This window comes from Streptomyces smyrnaeus, from assembly GCF_017676345.1.
In the GTDB taxonomy this organism is placed as follows: Bacteria; Actinomycetota; Actinomycetes; order Streptomycetales; family Streptomycetaceae; genus Streptomyces; species Streptomyces smyrnaeus.
Window position 1 is genome coordinate 137,794 of sequence record NZ_JAFFZM010000018.1, and the last position, 22,466, is coordinate 160,259.

Here is a 22,466-nt window from a genome sequence, read left to right on the forward strand (position 1 = left end):
AGGTCAGGGCGTTGTGAGACGTTCGGCCAGTGCGCGGTTGACGGCTTCGGGCACCAGGTGGGAGACGTCGCCGCCCCAGGTGGCGACCTCCTTGACCAGGCTGGAGGACAGGAAGCTGTAGGTGGGGTTGGTCGGGACGAACAGCGTCTCGACGCCGGAGAGGCCGTTGTTCATCTGCGCCATCTGCAACTCGTAGTCGAAGTCGCTGACGGCGCGCAGCCCCTTGACGATGGCCGGGATGTCGCGGTCCTTGCAGAAGTCGACCAACAGCCCGTGGAACGCCTCCACCTGGACGTTTCCGAAGTCCTCGGTCACCTCGCGGATCAGGTCGATGCGCTCGTCGACCGTGAAGAGGCCCTTCTTGGACTTGTTGATCATCACGGCGACGTACACCGTGTCGTACAGCCGGGAGGCACGGTCGATGATGTCGAGGTGGCCATTGGTGATGGGATCGAAGGACCCCGGGCAGACTGCGCGGCGCACTGGCACTTCCTCGCTCTCCTCACGGCGGGCACCGGGCCCCACCTCAGGTGATCTCAGCATGACGCGGGAGTAACTTCCCGCGCGGCGGCGCGACCGTACCAAAGCGTTCCCTCGCCGTAGCGACGGGATCGGAGCCCCTCGAAACCCTCCGGCCAGCGGAAATCACCGCCCCTGGTGCTGCGCTCCACGGTGGCCAAGGCACCGGGTGCCAGCCAGTCCTTCGCACGGAGTGTGAGGAGTGTCTCCCGCAGTTCGTCGTCGGTGACCGCGTACGGAGGATCGAGAAAGACAAGGTCGAACGGGTGCTCGGGCGGCTCCCCCGCGAGGATCTGGGAGGCCTTGCCCGAGCGCACCTCGGCACCGGACAGGCCGACGGCGCGCACGTTCTCCTTGAGGGTGCGCACGGCACGCGGATCCGCCTCGACGAGAAGCGTGCGGGCCGCGCCCCTCGACAGCGCCTCCAGTCCGACGGCGCCGGAGCCGGCGTACAGGTCCAGCACACGCAGGCCCTGCCAGCCGGCGGCGCCCCCCAACTGGGACTCCCAGCTGGAGAACAGGCCCTCGCGGGCCCGGTCGGAGGTGGGGCGGGTACCGGTGCCCGGCGGAACGGCCAGCCGTCGCCCGCCTGCGGCTCCGGCGATGACGCGGGTCATGGGTGCGGATCCTCTGTGTGGGGTGGGTGCTCGGACATCAGGATCCCATGCGGCGGCGGGGTCGGTAGGGGCCCGGATCGGCCGTTGTCCGCATCAGCCCCGTCAGCCCTTGTCGAGGTACTCCTCGCGCTCCTCGTCCAGCAGGGCGTCCAGCGCCGTGCGCAGCTCGGGGTGCTGCTCCAGCTCCGGGTCGGCGGCGACCAGGACCGTGGCCTCGTCCCGGGCCTCGGCGATGACCTCCTCGTCCTCGATGACGGCGAGCATCCGCAGCGAGGACCGCACCCCGGACTGCGCCTGGCCCAGCACATCGCCCTCCCGGCGCTGTTCTAGGTCGATACGGGACAGCTCGAAGCCGTCCAGCGTGGCGGCGACCGCCTCCAGCCGGGCCCGCGCGGGGCTCTCCTGCGGCATGTCCGTCACCAGCAGGCACAGACCCGGTGCCGAGCCCCGGCCGACGCGGCCGCGCAACTGGTGCAGCTGCGAGACGCCGAAGCGGTCCGCGTCCATGATCACCATGCCGGTCGCGTTGGGCACGTTCACACCGACCTCGATGACCGTGGTGGCCACCAGCACATCGACCTCGCCCGCGGCGAACCGCCGCATCACCTCGTCCTTCGCCTCCGGCTGCATCCGCCCGTGCAGGGGCTCCACCCGCAGACCGGCGAGCGGACCGGACGCCAACTGCTCGGCGATGTCCAGGACGGCCAGCGGCGGGCGCTTCTCCTCGCTGTCGGCGCCCTCGTCGGGGGCTTCCACCAGAAGGCCGGCCACCTCCTCGGCACTCTCGGCGTTCCCGGCGGGCCGCCGCCTCCCGCCCGCGCCCTTGGCCGGCCCTCCCGGCTCGTCGTCCAGATCGCCGATCCGCGGGCAGACCACATACGTCTGGTGCCCCGCCTCGGTCTCCTCGCGCACCCGCTCCCAGGCCCGGGCGAGGAAGTGCGGCTTGTCCCGGACGGGCACGACGTGGGTGGCGATCGGGGAGCGTCCGGCGGGCAGTTGGTCGAGTACGGAGGTCTCCAGGTCACCGAAGACCGTCATGGCGACGGTCCGGGGGATGGGCGTCGCCGTCATCACCAGCAGGTGCGGGGGTTGCTTGCCCTTGGAGCGCAGCGCGTCGCGCTGCTCGACCCCGAAGCGGTGCTGCTCGTCCACCACGACCAGGCCCAGATCGTGGAAGGTGACCTTGTCCTCGATCAGCGCGTGGGTCCCCACGACGATGCCCGCCTCGCCCGTCGCCAGGTCCAGCAGCGCGCGACGGCGGGCCGCCGCGCCCATCGAACCGGTCAGCAGCACCACCTTGGTGCCCTGCTCGGCGCCGCCCAGCATCCCGCCCTCCGCCAGTTCGCCCATCATCTCCGTGATGGACCGGTGGTGCTGCTGTGCCAGCACCTCGGTGGGGGCGAGCATCGCCGCCTGACCGCCCGCGTCGACGGTGGTGAGCATGGCCCGCAGTGCCACCATCGTCTTGCCGGATCCCACCTCGCCCTGCAGGAGCCGGTGCATGGGGTGCTCGGTGGCCAGGTCGGCGAAGATCTCCCGACTGACCTCCCGCTGCCCCTCGGTGAGGGTGAACGGCAGTCGCGCGTCGAACGCGTCCAGCAGTCCGCCGGAGACCGGGCGGCGCGGCACCGCGGGCAGTTCCGTCTCCTTGGCCCGCCGCCGGGCGAGGGCGACCTGCAGGACGAACGCCTCGTCCCACTTGAGCCGGGCGCGGGCCTCGGCGATGTCCGCCTTGCTGCGTGGCCGGTGGATCTTCTCGAACGCCTCGGGGAGGTCGACGAGTCCGCGCTGCTCGCGCAGCGCGTCCGGCAGCGGATCGGTCAGCCCGCGCCAGTCGGTGGCCTGCAGCGCGTTGAGCACCATCCCGACCGACTGCTCGATGCTCCAGGACGAGAGCTGCTTGCACGCCGGGTACAACGGCAGCAGCGCCCCGGCGAACTGTTCGACGGCCTGCTGGTCGCTGTCCTCGTCCAAGAGCTTGTAGTCCGGATGGGACAGCTGGAGCTTGCGGTTGAAGACCCCCACCTTGCCGGCGAACATGCCGCGCTTGCCGGGCAGCAGTTGCCGCTGGTGGAAGTGGACCGAGCGGCCGAAGAAGACGATCTGGAGCCGCCCGCTGCCGTCGGTGAGCGTGACCTCCAGGCGCTGGCCCTTGCCCCGGTTGAACTTGTGCACGCGCGCGTCGTGGACCCGGGCGACGACGGTGACGTGCTCGTCCAGCGGCAGTTCGGCCAGCCGTGTCAGCTCGCCGCGCTCGGCGTACCGGCGCGGGTAGTGGTGCAGCAGATCGCCGACCGTACGCAGCCCGAGGTGCTCGGACATCACCTTCGCGGTGTTTCCGCCGAGCAGCGCCTTCAGCGGCTCCTGGAGGGGTTCGCTTCGCGTGGTTTCAGTCGAGGGCACGGTCCCATCCTGCCGGACACGTGTGACAGTGCCCGTGTCACTCGCCAGGAGAGGTCGGTCCGGTCGGCCGATGGATCCCGGATATCGCCCCACGCGGCCGTCATTCGACGCCGATGAGCAGCTGCGCCTCCTGCTGCCGTCCCTCGTAGACGACCGTGTCGACGGCGAGATGGCAGCTGCGCACATGGTGCTCCAGGGCCGCGGCCAGCCCGTCGGGCGCGTCCGCACCCAGGACGAGGGTGACCAGCTCGCCCCCGGCGGCCAGCATCCGGGCGAGCACGTCCGTCGCCACCCGTACGGTCTCGTTGCCGATCAGGGCGACATCGCCCTCCACGAGTCCGAGCACGTCCCCGGCCTGGCAGACACCCGCTGTCGTCCACGACTGCCGCTCCGCGACGGTCACTTCGCCGTACCGGGTGGCTCCGGCCGCCGAGGTCATGGTGACCACGTCCTCGTCGAAGCGGCGGTCGGGCTGGTGCACGGCCAGCGCCGCAAGCCCCTGAACGGCGGCGCGGGTGGGGATCACGGCGCATCTGATGCCCGCCGCGCGTACCGCGTCGGCCGCGCGCGCCGCCACCGGGTGGAGCTCGGTGTCGTTGGGCAGCAGCGCCACCTCCGCGGCACCCGTCGCCCGTACGGCCGCGACCAGCGCGTCCCGGCGGGCGGCCTCGGACACCTGCAGCACGCCGGCGCCCGCCTGGCGGCACAGCGCGGCCAGACCCTCCCCCGGTACGACGGCGACGACGGCCCGCCCCCGACCAGCCGGCCCGGGCGCCGTCGGCTCCACCGCCTCTTCGCGCACAGCGCCCCGCGCTCCCCAGACCGAGCCGCCGCCCGTGTCGTCTCCGGAGCCGTCCCGCGAGCGTTCCTCGGTGCCGGCCTCGGTGCCTTCCTTTGTGCCGTGGCCGTCCGTCGGCAGGTGGGTGATGCGGATGCGGTACGGACGGCCTGCCGCCAGGCCCGCCTCGACGGCGGCTCCGGCGTTGGCCACGTGGATGTGCACGCTCCACAGCCCCTCTCCGCCGCCGATGACCAGGGAGTCGCCGAGCGGGTCGAGTCGCGCCCGGAGCGCGCCGACGGCCTTCGGGTCCTCCGCCTCCAGGAGGTACATCACCTCGAACTGAGGAGGGAAAGGCGCCTGCGGCGACCCGTCGGCAGGAGGGGCTGCCGCGCCCGGCGCGGGCACGGGGCACCCGGTGACGCTCGCCCCGGCTGCCGCACCGGTCGTACCGGTCGTCGCCCCGGCCGCACCGGTCGCCGGCTCCTCCGGGACCGGCTGGCCCAGCGCCGCCCACAGCGCCGTCAGCAGCGCGGTCAGGCCCAGCCCGCCCGCGTCCACCACGCCGGCCCGGGCCAGGGCCGCCAGCCTGCCGGGAGTCGCGGCCAGCGCCTCGTGCGCCGCCGCCGCGGGGTCGCCGCCTGCCTCGGCGGCGTCGGCTGCGGCTGCCGCCACCGTCAGCATCGTGCCCTCGACGGGGTGCGCGACAGCGGCGTACGCGGCACTCGCCCCGCAGCGCAGCGCCCGGGCCAGCGCCTGGCCGTCCCCGCCGCTGTCCGTGCCGTCCGTGAGGCCCTGCGCCATGCCGCGCAGATACTCGGCGAGGATGGTGCCGGAGTTGCCCCTGGCGCCCAGCAGCGCGGCCCGCGCCATCACCCGCAGCACTTCAGCGGCTGTCGCTTCCTCGGTTGCCGCTTCCTCGGCTGCCGTGTTCCCGGTTGCCGTGTCCCCGGGCGGGAGGGCGGCGACCGCTGCCTCGAAGGTGAGGCACAGATTGGTGCCGGTGTCACCGTCGGCGACCGGGAAGACGTTGATGGCGTCCATGCGCGCGCAGCAGGCGCGCAGCGACTCCAGGCCGAGGGCGCACCAGCGTCGTACCGCGGCGGTGTCGAGCGGTGGCGGCACCTGCGGGACCTCCTCCAGAAGGCTGCGACCGGTGGGACGGCCGGGGCGGCTGCGTTGCGGGAAGGCTAGTGGGGTCCCGGGCGGAATCCCAGGTCGGGACCGGGACGAGGGCCTTGGTTTCGCTGTTCGAGACCGTCCGTTGTATGCTGCTCCGGTTGCCTGATCCGGATGTTTCGGTCCGGTAGGCAACGATCTCCCTGGCACAGCCGGTCATCTGGTCCTGCGTCGCCGGGATTCACCGTACGTGCATCTGAAGTCTTTGGAGTGACCCGTGGCTGCGAACTGCGACGTCTGCGGCAAGGGGCCGGAGTTCGGCAACAACATCTCCCACTCGCACCGCCGCACCCGCCGTCGCTGGAACCCGAACATCCAGCGCGTGCGTGCCGTGGTCGGCGGGACGCCGAAGCGCCTCAACGCCTGCACCTCGTGCATCAAGGCCGGCAAGGTGTCGCGCTGACGTCCTCGACGTAACGCAGCGCGGCTCACGCCGAGAGCCGAACGCAGAACCGGCCCGCAGCACGCGGGCCGGTTTTTGTGTGCTCGGATCCTGTGTGCTCCGAACCTGTGTGATCCCGGGCGCTCCGATCTTGTGCGCACGGGGGTGCCCCGGACGCTCCGGCGTACCCCGCAGCTCAGCCCCGCTCGCCCGACCGCCATCCGTGATCCACCGGGCCCAGTCCCGCGCCCAGCGGGAAGCCCGCCGCTATGGCTCCCGTCGTGTACTCCTTCGCGGCCCGTGCGGCCTGCGGCACCGGCAGCCCCTTGGCCAGATACGAGGCGAGCGCGCTGGCCAGCGTGCAGCCCGTACCGTGCGTGTGCCGGTTGTCGTGGCGCGGAGCGCGCAGCCAGTGCTCCTCGGTGCCGTCGGTGAGCAGATCGACGGCCTCGCCGGGCAGGTGCCCGCCCTTGATCAGGGCCCAGCGCGGGCCGTGGGCCAGCACGGCGGCCGCTGCCTCGCGCAGCCCGCTCTCGCCGGTGACCCGGACACCCGTCAGCTGGGCGACCTCGTCCAGGTTGGGGGTGACGACGGTGGCGACCGGCAGCAGCTTGCCGCGCAGCGAGTCCACGGCGTCGGCGGCCAGCAGCGGGTCCCCGTGCTTGGAGACCCCCACCGGGTCGACGACCACCGGTGCCCCGGTACCGGCCAGCAGTTCGGCGACGGTCTCCACGAGCGGCGCCGAGGCGAGCATCCCCGTCTTGACGGCCTGCACCCCGATGTCGTCCACGACGCTGCGGTACTGCGCGCGTACGGCCTCCACCGGAAGCTCCCAATAGCCCTGCACGCCCAGCGAGTTCTGGGCGGTGACGGCGGCGATCACGCTCATGCCGTGGGTGCCGAGCGCGAGCATCGTCTTCAGATCGGCCTGGATGCCCGCGCCGCCGCCGGAATCGGACCCGGCGACGGTCAGCACGCGGGGCGGCCCGCCGGCACGGGAGTTCTCATCGTCCATGGTGACGACGGTACTCAGTGCTCCCCGTCGTCGGAGAAGTGGTCCCAGCCGCCGGCCCTCGACCAGGGGGCGCCGTCCACGGTGACGCGCGGCCGTGCGGAGGCCCCTTGCACCTCGCCGATGACGCGCCAGCGCGCCGGGAGCTTCTGATCGCGCGGGAAGGTGGCGACGATGGCGTGGTCCTCTCCCCCGGTGAGCACCCACTGGAGCGGGTCGACGCCGACGGCCTGCCCGATGTCGGCCATCTGCGCGGGGATGTCGAGGTCGGCCGAGCGGATGTCGATCCGCACCTTGCTGGCCTCGGCGATGTGCCCGAGGTCGGCCACCAGTCCGTCGCTGACGTCCGTCATCGCGGTGGCGCCCAATCCGGCGGCCGCGGGCCCCGCGTGGTACGGCGGCTCGGGGCGGCGGTGCGCCTCCACGAAGGCGCGGGGCGAGCGGAAGCCGCGGGAGAGCACCGCGTGCCCGGCGGCCGACCAGCCCAGCCAGCCGGTGACGGCCACGACGTCGCCGGCGCCCGCGCCGGAGCGGGTGACCGGCTCGCGGTTGCGCAGGTCCCCCAGTGCCGTGATGGAGACGGCGATGCTGTCGCCGCGCACCACGTCGCCGCCGACCACGGCGGAGGCGGCGACCTGTGCCTCGTCCCGGATGCCGTCCATCAGCTCGGTGGGCCAGTTGGCGGGCAGGTCGGCGGGGACGATCAGACCGAGCAGCAGCGCGGTGGGCACGGCGCCCATGGCGGCGATGTCGGCGAGATTCTGGGCCGCGGCCTTGCGCCCCACGTCGTACGCCGTCGACCAGTCCCGCCTGAAGTGCCGGCCCTCCAGGAGAATGTCGGTACTGGCGACGACACGCCGGTCCGGGGCCGCCACCACAGCGGCGTCGTCGCCCGGGCCGATCCGGACGGCTGGGGTGGTGGTCAGTCGGGAGGTCAGTTCCCGGATGAGGCCGAACTCCCCCAGCTCCCCCACGGTGCCCTTGCTCCGGCCCCGCGCGGGGCCGTAGGGGGCCTCCATCGCGGGCTGCGTGGGTTCCGACGCGGTACCGCCGTTCACATCCCGCATTGCGCTGCCCCTTCGCTCACTTCGCTCATCGTGCACTCCCGTGCGTCGTCCACACGCCCGTGATGCGTGTCCGTCCGATGCGTGGCCCGGCCGCCGAGGCGTCCTTCGCTGCCCGCCGGTCCCGATGCCCCCGGCCGCCATACGGGCGGCCCTGTGGTCTCCCGGCGGCAGGGGGGACGCGGTACGGTGGCGTTTCTCTCTCGCCCCGCATGATCCTCGTAGCCCCCGTGGAGGTTCCGTGGTACAGGCGTACGTCTTGATTCAGACCGAAGTTGGCAAGGCTTCGACCGTCGCAGAGATCGTCTCCAAGATCCCCGGTGTGATCCAGGCCGAGGATGTAACGGGTCCGTACGATGTGATCGTGCGTGCCCGCGCGGAGACCATGGACGATCTCGGTCGCATGGTGGTCGCCAAGGTCCAGCAGGTGGAGGGCATCACCCGCACTCTGACCTGCCCCATCGTCCATCTCTAGGCCCCCCGTATGCTCGCCCGGTGAGCATTCGACGCCGGGCTGCTTCCCCTCGTTCCGTCCCTGCCGCCTCCGCTGCCGCGGTGGGTGTACCGGTCGTACTGGCCCTGCTGGTCACGGCAGGCTGTTCGGTCACCGGCGATGCGGGACCCACGCCGCCCAGTCCCTCCGGCAGGGCCGCGAAGGTGTGCCGGTCGCTGCACGACGCGCTGCCGAAGCGGGTCGACGGCCAGTCGCGCGGCGAGGCCGATCCCGTCTCCGACTACACCGCCGTCTGGGGGGACCCGGCCATCGAGCTGCGCTGCGGCGTGCCCGAGCCCGCCCGGCTCACCCCCGGTGACGAAGAGTACAACCCGACCGCCGACGCGGCGGAGGTCAACCAGGTCTCCTGGCTGATGGAGAAGCAGGACGGCGGCTACCGCTTCACGACGACCGACCGCGTCGCCTACGTCGAGTTGACCGTACCCGACGACTACAAGCCGGAGGTCGAGGCCCTCGCGGACCTCAGCGGGGCGGTCAAGAGCGCGGTGCCGAAGCAGCGGAAGGACTGAGCCGGCGCCGCGCCCCACCGACCGGCGGCCGGAGCCGGTCCGGACCCGTACGACGGCTCAGGCCCGGTACGACGGCTCAGGCCCGGTACGACGGCGTCCGGGCCCGGCGGCAGCCTCCGGCCCGCTGCTACCGCAGGCCCGTGGAGCGGCGCAGGGCCGACTGGATGAGGCGGTCGACCAGCTCCGGGTAGCTGACGCCGGTCTCCTGCCACATGCGGGGGTACATCGAGATGGGGGTGAAGCCCGGCATCGTGTTGATCTCGTTGATGACGAACTCGCCGTTCTCGCACAGGAAGAAGTCGGCCCGCACCAGCCCCTCGCAGGAGGCGGCCTCGAAGGCCTGTACGGCCAGCTGCCGCACCCGTGCCGTCTCGGCCTCGGTCAGCGGAGCCGGGACGATGCCGGAGGCCGAGTCGATGTACTTGGCCTCGAAGTCGTAGAAGTCGTGGTCGCTGACCGGGGGGATCTCGGCGGGCACGCTGGCGCGCGGTCCGTCCTCGAACTCCAGGACGCCGCACTCGATCTCGCGCCCGCGCAGCAGCGACTCCACGATGATCTTCGGGTCGTGGCGCCGGGCGGTCTCCACGGCCTCGTCCAGCCCGCCCAGGTCGCCGACCTTGGTGATGCCCATGGAGGAGCCGGCGCGTGCGGGCTTGATGAAGACCGGCCAGCCGTGCTCGGAGGCGAAGTCGACGATCTTCTTACGGGCCGCCGCCGGGTCGTTCTCCCACTCCCGGGGCCGGACGGTGACGTAGGGGCCGACCGGCAGTCCGAAGGAGGTGAAGATCCGCTTCATGTACTCCTTGTCCATGCCGACTGCCGAGGAGAGCACGCCCGAGCCGACGTAGGGCACCCCTGCCAGCTCCAGCATCCCCTGCAGGGTGCCGTCCTCGCCGTAGGGGCCGTGCAGCACGGGGAAGACGACATCGATCTCGCCCAGCGCCTTGGGCACCTGGCCCGGCTCGGTGTGCACGACCTCCCGGTCGCCGGGCGAGACGGGCAGCTGCACACCGCCGGTGTCCGACTCGGACAGCTGCTCGACGGTGGGGAGTGTGCGGTCCTCGATGGCCATCCGGGCCGGGTCGTCGGCAGCCAGCGCCCAGCGGCCTTCCGCGGTGATGCCGATGGGCAGCACCTCGTACTTGTCGCGGTCGATGGCGCCGAGCACCGCGCCGGCCGTGAGGACGGAGATCTGGTGCTCTGAGTTGCGTCCGCCGAAGACGACGGCGACTCGGGGCTTGGGGGCGGGGCTCTGGCTGCTCATATCGGTGGGACTTTACCGCGTCGTAGCCGCGCTGCCGATGCGGGACGCCCCGTGGCGCGCGGGCGCCGCACGGGTCCGTCCGGGGCCGGGCCCCGGGCCGCCGGGTGGCGGCCTCAGGCCCGTTCGGGCTTGGCGCTGCGGGACATCAGCTCCTTGAGCGCCACATGGGGCGGCTTGCCCTGGTGGACGATCTCCACGACGGTCTCGGTGATCGGCATCTCCACTCCGTGCCGCCGGGCCAGATCCAGCACGGACTGGCAGGATTTGACGCCCTCCGCGGTCTGCTCGGTGACCGCGATCGTCTCCTGGAGGGTCATGCCCCGGCCGAGGTTGGTGCCGAAGGTGTGGTTCCGGGACAGCGGCGAGGAGCAGGTGGCCACCAGGTCGCCCATCCCGGCGAGACCGGCGAAGGTGTGGGCCTCGGCCCCCATGGCGAGACCGAGCCGGGTGGTCTCGGCCAGCCCCCGGGTGATCAGCGACGCCTTGGAGTTGTCGCCCAGCCCCATGCCGTCGGCGATGCCCACGGCGAGCGCGATGACGTTCTTGACGGCGCCGCCCAGTTCGCAGCCGACCACGTCGGTGCTGGTGTAGGGCCGGAAGTACGGGGTGTGGCAGGCGCTCTGCAGCGCTCGGGCCGCCTCCTCGTCCGCGCAGGCGGCGACGGCCGCCGCAGGCTGCCGGGCGGCGATCTCGCGGGCGAGGTTGGGCCCGGTGAGGACGGCGACCCGCTCGGCGGGGACGTCGGCGACCTCCTCGATGACCTCGCTCATCCGCTTGGCGGTGCCGAGTTCGATCCCCTTCATCAGGGAGACGAGCACCGTGCCGGGGTGCAGCAGCCCGCGCCAGGACTCCAGGTTGCCGCGCAGCGTCTGGGAGGGGACGGACAGCACCGTGAACTCCGCGTCGCGGGCCGCGTCGGCGGGGTCGGTGGTGGCCCGCACCCGGGCGGGGAGTTCGGTGTCGGGGTGGTATCCCGGGTTGCGCCGCGTGGTGTTGATCGCCTCGACGACCTCGGCCCGGCGGCCCCACAAGGTCACCTCCACCCCGGCCTCGGCGAGCACCATCGCGAAGGCGGTGCCCCAGGAGCCGGTGCCGAACACGGCGGCCTTCCTCCGGCGTTCTTCCTGCCGATCGTCCTGCCGCCCGTCGTGCCGGCTCACGCGTTCTTCTCTCCCTCTGCCGCTTCGGCCGCGGCCGGTGTCTGACCGGCCGGCTCGTGCTGTTCGTCCACCCCGCGCCGCCGCGCCGGGTTCTCCCGGGCGGCCCGCTGCTCGCGTCTGCGGACCGCCGCCTTGCGCATGTCGTACCGCTCGGCGGGCGCGGGCTCGCCACGGACGACCGCGAGCTGTTCGGTGACGGCGTCCATCATGACGTCGGTGACCTCGCGGAGCACCTCGGCGGTGGGCTCCCGGTCGTAGTACGCCGACAGGTCCAACGGCGGCCCCGCCTGCACGATGAACGTCTTGCGCGGGAAGAGTCGCAGCTTCTTCTCCTTGGCGTACGGCGGCATCGCGAGGTTGGCCCCCCACTGCGCGACGGGGATGACCGGCGCCCTGGTCAGCAGGGCGACCCGGGCGGCTCCGGTCTTGCCGGCCATCGGCCACATCTGCGGGTCGCGGGTGAGGGTGCCCTCGGGGTAGAAGGCGACACACTCGCCCTTCTCGATGGCCTCGACGGCGGCCCGGAAGGCGCCCACCGCGTCGGCGGACTCGCGGTAGACCGGAATCTGCCCGGTGCCGCGCATCGCGGCGCCCACGAAGCCGCCCTTGAACAGCCCCACCTTCGCCAGGAACCGCGGGACGCGGCCGGTGTTGTACTGGAAGTGGGCGTAGGAGAGCGGGTCGAGATACGAGTTGTGGTTGACGACGGTGATGAAGCCGCCGTCCTGCGGAATGTGCTCCATTCCGCGCCAGTCCCGCTTGAAGAGCAGGATCAGCGGGGGTTTCAGCAGGAACGCCGCAAAGCGGTACCAGAAGCCGATCTTCCTGCGTTTACCGTCACTCCCCGGCATTGCGCGCCCCCTTCGGCTCGGCTTTTCCGGCCGAGGGTCCTGGGGTTGCTCCCGGGGCGGATACGGTCTGGCGGGACACCCGGACACCATCTCCTTAGGGGGCTCCTTGTGGGGCCCTTCCTCTGAGGGCGAATCGACAACCGCACAAGTGTCGCCGCGGACTGCCTCACTGTCGAGCACACTGTCCGTGCCCGACTGTGGGGCACACGGTAACCCCGCCCCCGTCGCCCCGCTCGGGCAGCAGGCGAGAATGGGGCCGATGCAGCCACATGTGACGCCCGTGACGTGGACTCTCGTGGTGCCGCTGAAGCCTCTCTCGCGGGCCAAGAGCCGACTGGCGGGCGCCGCCGCGTACGCTCCGCTGCCCGAGCTCGCGCTGGCGTTCGCACAGGACACGGTGCGCGCGGCGCTGGAGTGCCGGGTGGTGCGCGGTGTGGTGGTTGTCACGGACGATGCGCTGGCCGCGGGCGAACTGCGCGCACTGGGGGCCCGCCCGGTGCCCGATCTGCCGGGCGACGGGCTCAACGCAGCGCTGGCGCACGGGGCGGCTGCGGCGCGTGCCGTGGAGCCCGGTACGGCGGTCGCCGCCCTCAACGCCGATCTGCCGGCCCTGCGGCCGGCGGAATTGGAACGGGTACTGAATACGGCTTCCGGTTTTTCCCGCGCTTTTCTTCCCGACGCCGCGGAAATCGGTACAACTGTGCTGACGGCCCTCCCGCGGGCGACGCTCTCCCCCGCTTTCGGCGGCCCCTCCCGGGCCCGGCACCGGGCGTCCGGGGCGGTGGAACTCCCGGTGGCCGAGGTGTCCAGCGTGCGGCAGGACGTGGATACAACCGAGGATCTGCGCGCGGCCCTCGCGCTGGGTGTCGGCGGTTTCACCTCGGCACTTCTCGCCGGGTCCCTCCCGGGGCCGGGCCGTTAGGCTGCCGGTATGCAGGCCACGGCGTACACCTACGACCCGGCGTCCCGGTCCGGCAGCGTTCTGCTGGACGACGGCACCCCGCTTTCCTTCGAGCCCTCCGCCTTCGACGCGGGCGGGCTCCGCCTGCTGCGGCCCGGCCAGCGGGTCCGTATCGAGGTGGAGGGTCAGGGCGAAGCCCGCCGCATCACCCTGGTGACGCTGCAGACGCTGTGAGGGGCCGCGCTCGGCGCTGACGGCCGGGGCCGGGGCCGCCGCCCGGCCACCTGCGTACGGCAAGGGCCCTGTGCGGACACGCCGCGGGCCGGGCTCCCCCGAGGGAGCCCGGCCCGGCGCTGGCGTCGCGGCCTGCGGCCGCGTTCGGTCCGCTCCCGGCGCGCGGCCGGAAGGTGCCCCGCCCACGGGTGACGGCGCGCCGCCACCAGGGGAGGGATCGTTTCACCCGCCGACCCCGGGTGCGGGGTGCGGGGTGGGGGTCGCATGCGGACGTGCCGCGATACGCGGACTCACCGCCGCCGCGACGTGGTCTTCTTCGCGGTGGTCTTGCGGGCCGCCGTCTTGCGCGCGGGGGCCTTCTTGGCGGTGCTCTTGCGCGCCGGCGCCTTCTTGGCGGTGGTGGTGGTCTTGGCCGGTGCCTTCTTGGCAGTGCTCTTCTTGGCGGTGGTGGTCTTCGCCGGAGCCTTCTTCGCCGGTGCCTTCTTCGCGGTGGTCTTCTTCGCCGGAGCCGCCTTCTTGGCTGTGGTCTTCTTGGCCGTCGTCTTCTTGGCACCCGCCTTCTTGGCCGTGGCCTTCTTGGTGGCGGTGCCACCGGAGAGGCTGCCCTTGGGGGCCTTCTTGACCGCGACATCGTTCTTGGGGAGCTTCTTCGCCCCGCTCACCAGGTCCTTGAAGCCCGCACCGGCGCGGAAGCGCGGCACGGAGGTCTTCTTCACGCGGACCCGCTCACCGGTCTGCGGGTTGCGGGCGTAACGGGCCGGTCGGTCGACCTTCTCGAAAGAGCCGAAGCCGGTGACCGAAACACGCTCACCGGCGACGACCGCACGAACGATCGCGTCCAGGACTACATCGACCGCATCCGCGGCCTGCTGGCGTCCACCGAGGTCATCTTGGATAGCTTCAACGAGCTGCGCCTTGTTCACGTCTTCCCCTTCGGAGACATTGCCGGAACGAATGTGTTCAGCTTTTTCGCACGTTAGGCAGATATATACCGCAAATCAAACACGAAACGGGCGAATCACCCTTGTGCCGCAACGAACTCGCCCGTCACGGAGTTCCGTCCGCGCACACGTCCCCTCGCCCCGCACTGAATCGCCCCTCGTCGACGTCGGCCATCAGGCGCTCCAGACGCCGTTCGGCGTCGGCGAGATCGTGTTTGGAAGCCGCGGTGATGACGAGCAGCTTCCGGGCCAGCGGCACCCGTGCGCTCTGCGGAATTTGCGGGGAGCGCACCCGGGAGTGCGCTTCCTTGAGTCGGGCGGCGAGTCGGTCGTAGAGCTCCAGTTGACCGTCGCGTTCCATGCGGTGATTGTGCCATCTGGGGTGAGTTGTCGCTTCCAGCGGGTCAGCGTAGGGCGGGGACGTGCCAGGTGTGGGCACCAACTCCGCTGGGCAGAGCCTTTGTTGACACCTCCCGGCGAGTCGTGCGGGCGAGTCGCGAAGAGCACTATGCCTTGGTGCGACAGGAGCCGACGTCAAGACTAATTCACGTCATTCGTCAGCGCACGCGTGTGCGCACACGTGCCGCAACAACAGCACCGCTGCGACACACCAAAAGCACCGCGCCCTCGCCGGGTGCGGCGGGGGCGCGGTGGCGTGCTCGGGAGTGTCGCCGGACGGCTCCGAGCTGAGGTGCGACGCTGCTGCTCAGGCCCTCACGCGGCCAGCGTGCGCGGTTTGAAGGAGGCCCGGGTCTTCTCGAATTCCGCGATGGCGTCCTCGTTCTTCAGGGTGAGGCTGATGTCGTCCAGCCCCTCCAGCAGCCGCCAACGGGCGTTCTCATCCAGTTCGAAGTCCGCCTCGACACCGGGCGCCACAACCTTGCGCCGCACCAGGTCCACGGTGATCTCGGTGGCCGGATCGGTCTCCGCCAGCTGCCAGAGCGCTTCCACCGTCTCCTGCGGCAGCACCACCGTGAGCAGGCCGTTCTTGAGCGAGTTGCCCCGGAAGATGTCGGCGAACCGCGAGGAGATGACGGCCTTGAAGCCGTAGTTCTGGAGCGCCCAGACGGCGTGTTCACGCGAGGAGCCGGTGCCGAAGTCCGGTCCTGCGACCAGCACCGTCGCACCCTGGTGCGCCGCCTGGTTGAGCACGAACTCCGGGTCCTTGCGCCACGCCTCGAACAGTCCGTCCTCGAAGCCGTCGCGGGTGACCTTCTTGAGCCAGTGGGCGGGGATGATCTGGTCGGTGTCGACGTTGCTGCGGCGCAGCGGGACGGCCCGGCCGGTGTGTGTGGTGAAGGCTTCCATGTCTTCGTATCCCTTCAGCTTCCTGGGTCCGTCGTCCCGTCAGGCCACAGCCGGCTCGCGGACGTCCGCGAGATCGGCGGGCGAGGCCAGGTGGCCCAGTACCGCCGTCGCGGCCGCCACCTGCGGCGAGACCAGATGGGTGCGGCCGCCCTTGCCCTGCCGGCCCTCGAAGTTGCGGTTGGAGGTGGAGGCGGCGCGCTCACCCGGCTGGAGCTGGTCGGGGTTCATCCCCAGGCACATCGAGCAGCCGGCGTGCCGCCATTCGGCGCCCGCCGCGGTGAACACCTTGTCCAGCCCCTCCTCCACGGCCTGCAGCGCGACCCGTACGGAACCGGGTACGACCAGCATCCGCACGCTGTCGGCCACCTTGCGGCCGTCCAGCACCGCGGCGGCCGAACGCAGGTCCTCGATACGGCCGTTGGTGCACGAGCCGACGAAGACGGTGTCGACGTTCACCTCACGCAGCGGCTGACCGGCACTCAGCCCCATGTAGTCCAGGGCCTTCTCGGCCGCGTACCGCGCGCTGGCGTCCTCGAAGGAGGCCGGGTCGGGCACCGCGTGGGACAGCGGAGCACCCTGGCCCGGGTTGGTGCCCCAGGTGACGAACGGCGCCAGCTCGGCCGCCTCGATGACGACCTCGTGGTCGAAGACGGCGTCCTCGTCGGTGCGCAGCGTCTTCCAGTAGGCGACGGCCTCGTCCCAGTCCGCGCCCTTGGGGGCGTGCTCGCGGCCCTCGACATAGGCGAAGGTGGTCTCGTCCGGGGCGATCATCCCGGCCCGGGCGCCCGCCTCGATGGACATATTGCAGATCGTCATGCGGGCTTCCATCGACAGCTTCTCGATGGCCTCGCCGCGGTACTCGATCACATAGCCCTGGCCGCCACCGGTGCCGATCTTGGTGATGATGGCGAGAATCAGATCCTTGGCGGTGACGTCCTCGGGCAGCTCACCGTTCACGGTGACCGCCATCGTCTTGAACGGCGCCATCGGCAGCGTCTGGGTGGCGAGCACATGCTCCACCTGGGAGGTACCGATACCGAAGGCCAGCGCGCCGAACGCGCCATGGGTGGAGGTGTGGCTGTCACCGCAGACCACCGTCATACCGGGCTGGGTCAGCCCCAGCTGCGGCCCGACGACGTGTACGACGCCCTGTTCGACATCGCCCAGCGGGTGCAGGCGCACCCCGAAATCCGCGCAGTTCTTGCGCAGGGTCTCCAACTGGGTGCGGGAGACCGGGTCGGCGATCGGCTTGTCGATGTCGAGGGTGGGGGTGTTGTGGTCCTCGGTCGCGATGGTCAGATCCGTGCGCCGAACGGACCGGCCCGCCTTGCGGAGTCCGTCGAACGCCTGCGGGCTGGTCACCTCGTGGAGCAGGTGCAGATCGATGAAGAGAAGGTCCGGCTCGCCTTCCACACGCCTGACGACATGGTCGTCCCAGACCTTCTCCGCGAGTGTGCGTCCCATCGCATTCCCTCCGGCCGGCAGCGCCGCCGACCACATATCGAGACCTGTTCCTCCCCCGGCCTTCGGTCGGGGGGACCCCCAATAAGCGGTGGCCGTCCCTCAAGGTTGGCGGGTCACCGGGAAAATTGAACTTGCGTTTCACACTCTGAGACGTGAGTATCGACGCATGGACAACTCTAGCGGCGTCGGCGTTCTCGACAAGGCAGCTCTGGTACTGAGCGCTCTGGAGTCCGGTCCGGCCACGCTCGCCGGGCTGGTCTCCGCGACCGGTCTCGCGCGCCCCACGGCGCACCGGCTCGCGGTGGCTCTCGAGCACCACCGCATGGTGGCCCGCGACATGCAGGGCCGCTTCATCCTCGGCCCGCGACTGGGCGAGCTGGCAGCGGCGGCGGGCGAGGACCGGCTGCTCGCGGCGGCAGGCCCGGTACTCACCCACCTACGCGATGTGACCGGCGAGAGCGCCCAGCTCTACCGGCGCCAGGGCGACATGCGCATCTGCGTGGCCGCCGCCGAACGCCTCTCCGGCCTGCGCGACACCGTGCCGGTCGGCTCCACCCTGCCGATGAAGGCGGGCTCCGCCGCACAGATCCTGATGGCCTGGGAGGAGCCCGAGCGGCTGCACCGCGGCCTGCAGGGCGCCCGCTTCACCGCCACCGCGCTGTCGGGCGTACGGCGCCGCGGCTGGGCCCAGTCGATCGGCGAGCGCGAACCGGGCGTCGCGTCCGTCTCAGCGCCCGTACGCGGCCCTTCCAACCGTGTGGTGGCCGCCGTGTCCGTCTCCGGCCCCATCGAGCGTCTGACCCGGCACCCGGGGCGGATGCACGCCCAGGCCATCGTGGACGCTGCCGCCCGCCTCAGCGAGTCGCTGCGGCGCCCGGGCTGAGGAGTGCGTGTACGCGCCACCTGTGAGCGGTGACCGCCGCCCCGGCACCCGCGAGCTGCCCGCTCGGACCCACAGGTGGCGCGTACGCGGTGCTTCCGCCCGCCTTCACCGCGTCACATCGTCGCCGCCGCCGCGCAACACCGTCCGCGTCACGCCTTTCCCATCCGCTCACGCGCCCGGTCGCCCCGGGTGGCGACCGGGGCGGAGCCGTACGCGGACGCGAGTCCGTACGCGGGCATGTCGACGTAGACCGACTCATAGCGGCCTGCCGGGACGCGGTACGTCTCGTGCCAGACGCCCACGCTGCCCCGGCTCTTCCTGATCCGGCGGTTGAACGCCGCCCAGGCGGGACGGTGCGCCTTGTCCTGGGCCGCCGCGTAGTCGAAGAGCTGCTGGGTGGAGCGCCAGTACTGCACCACCGCGAACTCCCGGGGACCACTCACCGCGTAGCGGGCCGAGATCAGACCGCTGGAGTCGTCGGCCCCCAGCTCACGCAGCATCCGGGGCATCGCCATCAGCGCGGGCAGCCAACTGCGCACCGCCCGCAGCCGGTTGATCCGCATACCGATGAGGAAGACGACCACCTCCCCGTCCGCGTCCGCCGTCCTGCGCCCCTCGATCACCTTGCTGCCCATGGAACCCCCTCGGCCGTTCCGCCAACCGTGTCGGATAGTCGCGCTATCCATGGTTGGATAGTGCCACTATCCGGCGAGAAGGGCCAGCGGAAGAACGGCACAGGAGCCGGAGGGAGCAAGCACCGAGGGAGGAGCCCGGAATGCGGCTGGCCGAGCTGAGCGCACGCAGCGGTGTCCCCACCGCCACGATCAAGTTCTATCTGCGCGAGGGGCTGCTGCCTCCCGGCGAACGGATCAGCGCGACCCAGGCCGGCTACGGCGAGGAACACCTGCACAGGCTGCGACTGGTGCGCGCGCTCATCCAAGTGGGCCGGATGCCGGTGGCCACGGCCCGCGAGGTGCTGGCCGCCGTGGACGACCCCGGTCTCGACCAGCACTCCCGGTTGGGCATCGCCACCTGGGCACTCCCGGGGCCCGCACCGGGCCCCGGCCCCGAGGAGGAGGACGACGCCGCCACCCGGACGGCACGGCAGGAGGTCGGCAGCCTGCTGGAGCACCTCGGCTGGGACCAGTTCGGGCCCGGGAGCCCCGCCTACGAGACGCTGGTGCGCGCCGTCGCCACGCTGGTGCGGCTCGGATACCCCTGTGAGGCCGGTCATCTGCGGCGGTACGCACACATCGCGGCTCAGGTCTCCGAGGCGGATCTGGACCTGCTGGAGAGCCTGCCCGGCGAAGTCGAGCAGGTGGAGGCGAGCGTGGCCCTGACCGTGCTCTTCGAGCCGGTCCTGCTGAGCCTGCGGCGGCTGGCACAGGCGGAGGAGTCCGCGCGGCGGTTCCGCGGCTGAGGCGTACCCAGGAGAGAGCCCGGCGGTGCCGAGCCGCACACGACGAAGCCCCGCACCAAGAGTGCGGGGCTTCGGTGGATCGAGTACCCCCGACCGGATTCGAACCGGCGCTACCGCCTTGAGAGGGCGGCGTGCTAGGCCGCTACACAACGGGGGCCCTATCTGTGATCCCACCCGGATCGATGATCCGGACGGAATCCGTACCCCCGACCGGATTCGAACCGGCGCTACCGCCTTGAGAGGGCGGCGTGCTAGGCCGCTACACAACGGGGGCTCGATCTCGCAGAACGTGAACAGTGCTGCCCACAACGCGGATCTTGCTGGGCTACCAGGACTCGAACCTAGACTAACTGAACCAGAATCAGTCGTGCTGCCAATTACACCATAGCCCACCGAAACGCAACCCCCTGCGGGGATCTTGTCTGGGTGACCGCCTCCCGGCTCCGGCCTTTGCGGCCTGCCCCGTTCGGCGACAGGAAGAACATTACCTGATGGGGGACGGTGCTCCAAAACGAGTTCCCGGGCTCCCTCCGGGCACCGTCCCCACCTCGGCGGCTAGGAACCCAGCTTGGCCAAAGCCGCGTCGATACGGGCCAAGGTGCGGTCCTTGCCCAGCACCTGGAGGGACTCGAAGAGGGGCAGGCCGACGGTGCGGCCTGTGACGGCCACCCGGACCGGGGCCTGGGCCTTGCCCAGCTTGAGGCCGTGCTCCTCGCCGGCGGCCAGGACGGCGTCCTTCAGCGCCTCGGGAGAGCTCCAGTCGGCGCTCTCCAGCTTGGCGCGGGCCGTGCGCAGCAGAGCGTCCGAGCCCTCCTTCATCGCCTTCTGCCAGGACTTCTCGTCCTGAACCGGCTCGTCCAGGAAGAGGAAGTCGACGTTGTCGGTGATGTCCGCCAGGACCGTGAGCCGGGTCTGGGCCAGCGGGGCCAGCTCCTCGAAGGCCTGCTGGGAGAAGTTCGCCTCGTCCCAGGGGGCGTGCGGCGCCTTCAGCCACGGCTCGCAGGCGGCGATGAAGTCCTTCAGCGGCATCTCGCGCAGGTGCGTGGCGTTGATGGCCTCGCACTTCTTCAGGTCGAAGCGCGCCGGGTTGGAGTTGACCTCGTGGATGTCGAAGGCGGCGACCATCTCGTCCATCGAGAAGATGTCCCGGTCCTCGGCGATCGACCAGCCGAGGAGCGAGAGGTAGTTGAGCAGGCCCTCGGGAAGGAAGCCGCGCTCGCGGTAGAGGTTGAGGGAGGACTGCGGATCGCGCTTGGAGAGCTTCTTGTTGCCCTCCCCCATCACATACGGCAGATGCCCGAACTGTGGGACGCGCTGGGCGACACCCAGCTCCATCAGCGCCTTGTACAGCGCGATCTGACGCGGGGTGGAGGAGAGCAGATCCTCGCCGCGCAGCACGTGCGTGATGTCCATCAGCGCGTCGTCGACCGGGTTGACCAGCGTGTACAGCGGTGCGCCGTTGGTGCGCAGGATGCCGTAGTCGGTGACGTTCTCCGGCTGGAAGGTGATCTCACCGCGCACCAGGTCGGTGAAGGTGATCGGCTCGTCCGGCATCCGGAAGCGGACGACGTGGCTGCGGCCCTCGGCCTCGTAGGCGGCGATCTGCTCGCCGGTCAGCTCCCGGCAGCGGCCGTCGTAGCCGGAGGGACGGCCCTCCTTGCGGGCCTGCTCGCGGCGCTGCTCCAGCTCTTCGGCGGTGCAGTAGCAGGGGTAGGCGTAGCCGCCGTCCAGCAGTTTGCGTGCGACGTCCGCGTAGATGTCCGTCCGCTGGGACTGGCGGTAGGGGCCGTGCGGGCCGCCCACCTCAGGCCCCTCGTCCCAGTCGAGGCCCAGCCAGCGCATCGCGTCCAGCAGCTGCTCGTAGGACTCCTCCGAGTCGCGCGCCGCGTCGGTGTCCTCGATGCGGAAGACCAGGGTGCCGCCGGTGTGCCGGGCGTACGCCCAGTTGAACAGGGCGGTACGGACCAGACCCACATGGGGGTTACCGGTCGGGGAGGGACAGAAACGTACGCGGACGTCCGTGCCCGCGGTCCCTCCCCGTCCGGAGAACTCAGTAGTCACGCTTGATCACCTTATTGGTGAGAGTGCCGATTCCTTCGATGGTGACGGCGACCTCGTCGCCGACGTTGAGGGGGCCGACGCCCGCGGGGGTGCCGGTGAGGATGACATCACCCGGCAGCAGCGTCATGGCCTGGGTGATGTGGACGATCAGGTCCTCGATGGGCCGGATCATCTCGCTGGTACGGCCCAGCTGGCGCTGTTCACCGTTGACGGTGCACATGATGCCGACGTCCGAGGGGTCCAGCTCGGTCTCCGTCCAGGGGCCCAGCGGGCAGGAGCCGTCGAAGCCCTTGGCGCGGGCCCACTGCTTCTCCGTACGCTGCACGTCACGCGCGGTGATGTCGTTGGCGCAGGTGTAGCCGAGGATGACGTCCTTGGCGCGCTCGCGCGGCACGTCCTTGCACAGCCGGCCGATCACCACGGCCAGCTCCGCCTCGTGGTGCAGCTCCTCGGAGAAGGACGGATAGCCGATCGGGTCGTTCGGGCCGATCACCGAGGTGGACGGCTTGAGGAAGGTGACGGGGATCTCGGGCACCTCGTTGCCGAGCTCCTTGGCGTGCTCGGCGTAGTTCCTGCCGATCGCCACCACCTTGTTCGGGAGGGTGGGCGGGAGGATACGGACCTTGCTCAGGGGGAGCTTTTGGCCCGTGCGCTCGAACTCGGCGAAGGGATGGCCCTTGATGATGTCGAGGACAGGGCCCTCCTGGGTTGAGGGCTCGCCCTCGACGACGCCGAAACCTACGGTTCCGTCCAGGGAGAATCTTGCGATGCGCACGGGGGTCCTTCGGTGCCGGTTCCAATGGCTGAGACCCCAGCGTATTCCACTCGCCCTGCGGTCAGGGGCGGGGTTGTCCGGCCTCTGACCCTCCCCGGCCTCCGGTCATGAGCTGCCCCGAGGTACCGGAATCAGCGCAGACGTGCCATCAGGGCGTGTTCCACCAGGGTGATCAGCGCGCTCTTGGCGTCGGCCCGGTGCCGGGCGTCCGTGGTGATGATAGGTGC

Annotated in this window: 23 protein-coding genes, 3 tRNA genes and 1 pseudogene; 7 read left to right on the forward strand and 20 right to left on the reverse strand. The window is 71.1% G+C overall.

Annotation, left to right across the window (positions count from 1 at the left end; all coding sequences use genetic code 11):
* Positions 1 to 3: 3 nt before the first annotated feature.
* The 4 genes from coaD to JW613_RS26925 form a co-directional block, all read right to left on the reverse strand.
* On the reverse strand, positions 4 to 483 hold the full coding sequence (gene coaD / locus JW613_RS26910; protein ID WP_209213484.1) for a pantetheine-phosphate adenylyltransferase: 480 nt from the start codon (positions 481 to 483) through the stop codon (positions 4 to 6).
* A gap of 53 nt (positions 484 to 536) precedes the next feature.
* On the reverse strand, positions 537 to 1,136 hold the full coding sequence (rsmD, locus tag JW613_RS26915; protein WP_209213485.1) for a 16S rRNA (guanine(966)-N(2))-methyltransferase RsmD: 600 nt from the start codon (positions 1,134 to 1,136) through the stop codon (positions 537 to 539).
* 102 nt (positions 1,137 to 1,238) lie between these two features.
* Positions 1,239 to 3,458, reverse strand: coding sequence for an ATP-dependent DNA helicase RecG (recG, locus tag JW613_RS26920; RefSeq protein WP_245226356.1), 2,220 nt, complete (start codon positions 3,456 to 3,458; stop codon positions 1,239 to 1,241).
* Positions 3,459 to 3,639: 181 nt separating this feature from the next.
* Positions 3,640 to 5,442 (reverse strand): DAK2 domain-containing protein, encoded by a 1,803-nt coding sequence (locus JW613_RS26925; protein ID WP_307866048.1) that lies wholly within the window; start codon positions 5,440 to 5,442, stop codon positions 3,640 to 3,642.
* Between the two features lie 271 nt (positions 5,443 to 5,713).
* Between JW613_RS26925 and rpmB the strand changes: the two genes are divergently transcribed.
* Positions 5,714 to 5,899, forward strand: coding sequence for a 50S ribosomal protein L28 (gene rpmB, locus JW613_RS26930; RefSeq protein WP_016470082.1), 186 nt, complete (start codon positions 5,714 to 5,716; stop codon positions 5,897 to 5,899).
* Positions 5,900 to 6,074: 175 nt separating this feature from the next.
* Here rpmB and thiD read toward each other — a convergent pair whose 3' ends face one another.
* Positions 6,075 to 6,893, reverse strand: a complete 819-nt coding sequence (thiD, locus tag JW613_RS26935; protein WP_209213487.1) for a bifunctional hydroxymethylpyrimidine kinase/phosphomethylpyrimidine kinase — start codon at positions 6,891 to 6,893, stop codon at positions 6,075 to 6,077.
* Between the two features lie 14 nt (positions 6,894 to 6,907).
* On the reverse strand, positions 6,908 to 7,909 hold the full coding sequence (locus JW613_RS26940) for a thiamine-phosphate kinase (RefSeq protein WP_245226358.1): 1,002 nt from the start codon (positions 7,907 to 7,909) through the stop codon (positions 6,908 to 6,910).
* A gap of 286 nt (positions 7,910 to 8,195) precedes the next feature.
* Between JW613_RS26940 and JW613_RS26945 the strand changes: the two genes are divergently transcribed.
* Both JW613_RS26945 and JW613_RS26950 read left to right on the forward strand, forming a co-directional pair.
* A complete protein-coding gene (locus JW613_RS26945) occupies positions 8,196 to 8,429 on the forward strand; it encodes an Lrp/AsnC family transcriptional regulator (RefSeq protein ID WP_019355801.1) in 234 nt (77 codons plus the stop codon).
* An 80-nt stretch (positions 8,430 to 8,509) separates the two neighbouring features.
* Positions 8,510 to 8,977 carry a DUF3515 domain-containing protein gene (locus JW613_RS26950; RefSeq protein ID WP_209213489.1) on the forward strand — a complete coding sequence of 156 codons (468 nt, stop codon included), beginning with the start codon at positions 8,510 to 8,512 and terminating at the stop codon, positions 8,975 to 8,977.
* A gap of 127 nt (positions 8,978 to 9,104) precedes the next feature.
* On the opposite strand, the gene JW613_RS26955 is transcribed toward JW613_RS26950, so the two are convergent.
* From JW613_RS26955 to JW613_RS26965, 3 genes are all read right to left on the reverse strand, one after another.
* The gene (locus tag JW613_RS26955) at positions 9,105 to 10,241 is read right to left on the reverse strand and encodes a D-alanine--D-alanine ligase family protein (RefSeq protein WP_209213490.1); all 1,137 of its coding nucleotides are present in this window, start codon (positions 10,239 to 10,241) and stop codon (positions 9,105 to 9,107) included.
* Positions 10,242 to 10,354: 113 nt separating this feature from the next.
* Positions 10,355 to 11,401 (reverse strand): NAD(P)H-dependent glycerol-3-phosphate dehydrogenase, encoded by a 1,047-nt coding sequence (locus tag JW613_RS26960; RefSeq protein WP_209213491.1) that lies wholly within the window; start codon positions 11,399 to 11,401, stop codon positions 10,355 to 10,357.
* Complete coding sequence (locus JW613_RS26965; protein WP_209213492.1) at positions 11,398 to 12,252, reverse strand: lysophospholipid acyltransferase family protein; 855 nt, start codon at positions 12,250 to 12,252, stop codon at positions 11,398 to 11,400. The genes JW613_RS26960 and JW613_RS26965 overlap by 4 nt, the downstream gene beginning before the upstream one ends.
* A 280-nt stretch (positions 12,253 to 12,532) precedes the next feature.
* Here JW613_RS26965 and cofC point away from each other — a divergent pair, with 280 nt between their 5' ends.
* Together cofC and JW613_RS26975 are read left to right on the forward strand one after the other, a co-directional pair.
* On the forward strand, positions 12,533 to 13,174 hold the full coding sequence (gene cofC / locus JW613_RS26970; RefSeq protein WP_307866049.1) for a 2-phospho-L-lactate guanylyltransferase: 642 nt from the start codon (positions 12,533 to 12,535) through the stop codon (positions 13,172 to 13,174).
* 9 nt (positions 13,175 to 13,183) lie between these two features.
* Positions 13,184 to 13,387, forward strand: a complete 204-nt coding sequence (locus JW613_RS26975) for a hypothetical protein (RefSeq protein ID WP_185018229.1) — start codon at positions 13,184 to 13,186, stop codon at positions 13,385 to 13,387.
* Between the two features lie 290 nt (positions 13,388 to 13,677).
* Here JW613_RS26975 and JW613_RS26980 read toward each other — a convergent pair whose 3' ends face one another.
* The 4 genes from JW613_RS26980 to leuC all read right to left on the reverse strand — a co-directional run bounded on the left by JW613_RS26980 (position 13,678) and on the right by leuC (position 17,100).
* Positions 13,678 to 14,310 (reverse strand): HU family DNA-binding protein, encoded by a 633-nt coding sequence (locus JW613_RS26980; protein WP_209213494.1) that lies wholly within the window; start codon positions 14,308 to 14,310, stop codon positions 13,678 to 13,680.
* Between the two features lie 124 nt (positions 14,311 to 14,434).
* Positions 14,435 to 14,689 (reverse strand): SCO5555 family protein, encoded by a 255-nt coding sequence (locus JW613_RS26985; protein WP_209213495.1) that lies wholly within the window; start codon positions 14,687 to 14,689, stop codon positions 14,435 to 14,437.
* A 353-nt stretch (positions 14,690 to 15,042) separates the two neighbouring features.
* Complete coding sequence (leuD, locus tag JW613_RS26990; RefSeq protein WP_209213496.1) at positions 15,043 to 15,636, reverse strand: 3-isopropylmalate dehydratase small subunit; 594 nt, start codon at positions 15,634 to 15,636, stop codon at positions 15,043 to 15,045.
* 39 nt (positions 15,637 to 15,675) lie between these two features.
* Entirely contained in the window at positions 15,676 to 17,100 is a 1,425-nt protein-coding gene (gene leuC / locus JW613_RS26995; RefSeq protein WP_209213497.1) for a 3-isopropylmalate dehydratase large subunit, read from the reverse strand.
* A 166-nt stretch (positions 17,101 to 17,266) separates the two neighbouring features.
* Here leuC and ndgR point away from each other — a divergent pair, with 166 nt between their 5' ends.
* Entirely contained in the window at positions 17,267 to 17,983 is a 717-nt protein-coding gene (gene ndgR, locus JW613_RS27000; protein ID WP_099884559.1) for an IclR family transcriptional regulator NdgR, read from the forward strand.
* 149 nt (positions 17,984 to 18,132) lie between these two features.
* On the opposite strand, the gene JW613_RS27005 is transcribed toward ndgR, so the two are convergent.
* Entirely contained in the window at positions 18,133 to 18,618 is a 486-nt protein-coding gene (locus JW613_RS27005; protein ID WP_209213498.1) for a DUF4188 domain-containing protein, read from the reverse strand.
* Positions 18,619 to 18,758: 140 nt separating this feature from the next.
* Between JW613_RS27005 and JW613_RS27010 the strand changes: the two genes are divergently transcribed.
* A complete protein-coding gene (locus JW613_RS27010; protein ID WP_209213499.1) occupies positions 18,759 to 19,403 on the forward strand; it encodes a MerR family transcriptional regulator in 645 nt (214 codons plus the stop codon).
* Between the two features lie 84 nt (positions 19,404 to 19,487).
* Here JW613_RS27010 and JW613_RS27015 read toward each other — a convergent pair.
* The 6 genes and pseudogenes from JW613_RS27015 to JW613_RS27040 form a co-directional block, all read right to left on the reverse strand.
* Positions 19,488 to 19,560 (reverse strand) — tRNA-Glu (locus JW613_RS27015).
* A 44-nt stretch (positions 19,561 to 19,604) separates the two neighbouring features.
* A tRNA-Glu gene (locus JW613_RS27020) sits at positions 19,605 to 19,677 on the reverse strand.
* Between the two features lie 46 nt (positions 19,678 to 19,723).
* Positions 19,724 to 19,795 (reverse strand) — tRNA-Gln (locus JW613_RS27025).
* A gap of 163 nt (positions 19,796 to 19,958) precedes the next feature.
* Positions 19,959 to 21,464 (reverse strand): glutamate--tRNA ligase, encoded by a 1,506-nt coding sequence (gltX, locus tag JW613_RS27030; RefSeq protein WP_209213500.1) that lies wholly within the window; start codon positions 21,462 to 21,464, stop codon positions 19,959 to 19,961.
* The gene (locus JW613_RS27035; RefSeq protein WP_209213501.1) at positions 21,454 to 22,239 is read right to left on the reverse strand and encodes a fumarylacetoacetate hydrolase family protein; all 786 of its coding nucleotides are present in this window, start codon (positions 22,237 to 22,239) and stop codon (positions 21,454 to 21,456) included. The genes gltX and JW613_RS27035 overlap by 11 nt, the downstream gene beginning before the upstream one ends.
* A gap of 131 nt (positions 22,240 to 22,370) precedes the next feature.
* Positions 22,371 to 22,466 (reverse strand): annotated as a pseudogene (locus JW613_RS27040) (ATP-binding protein); the annotation flags it as partial.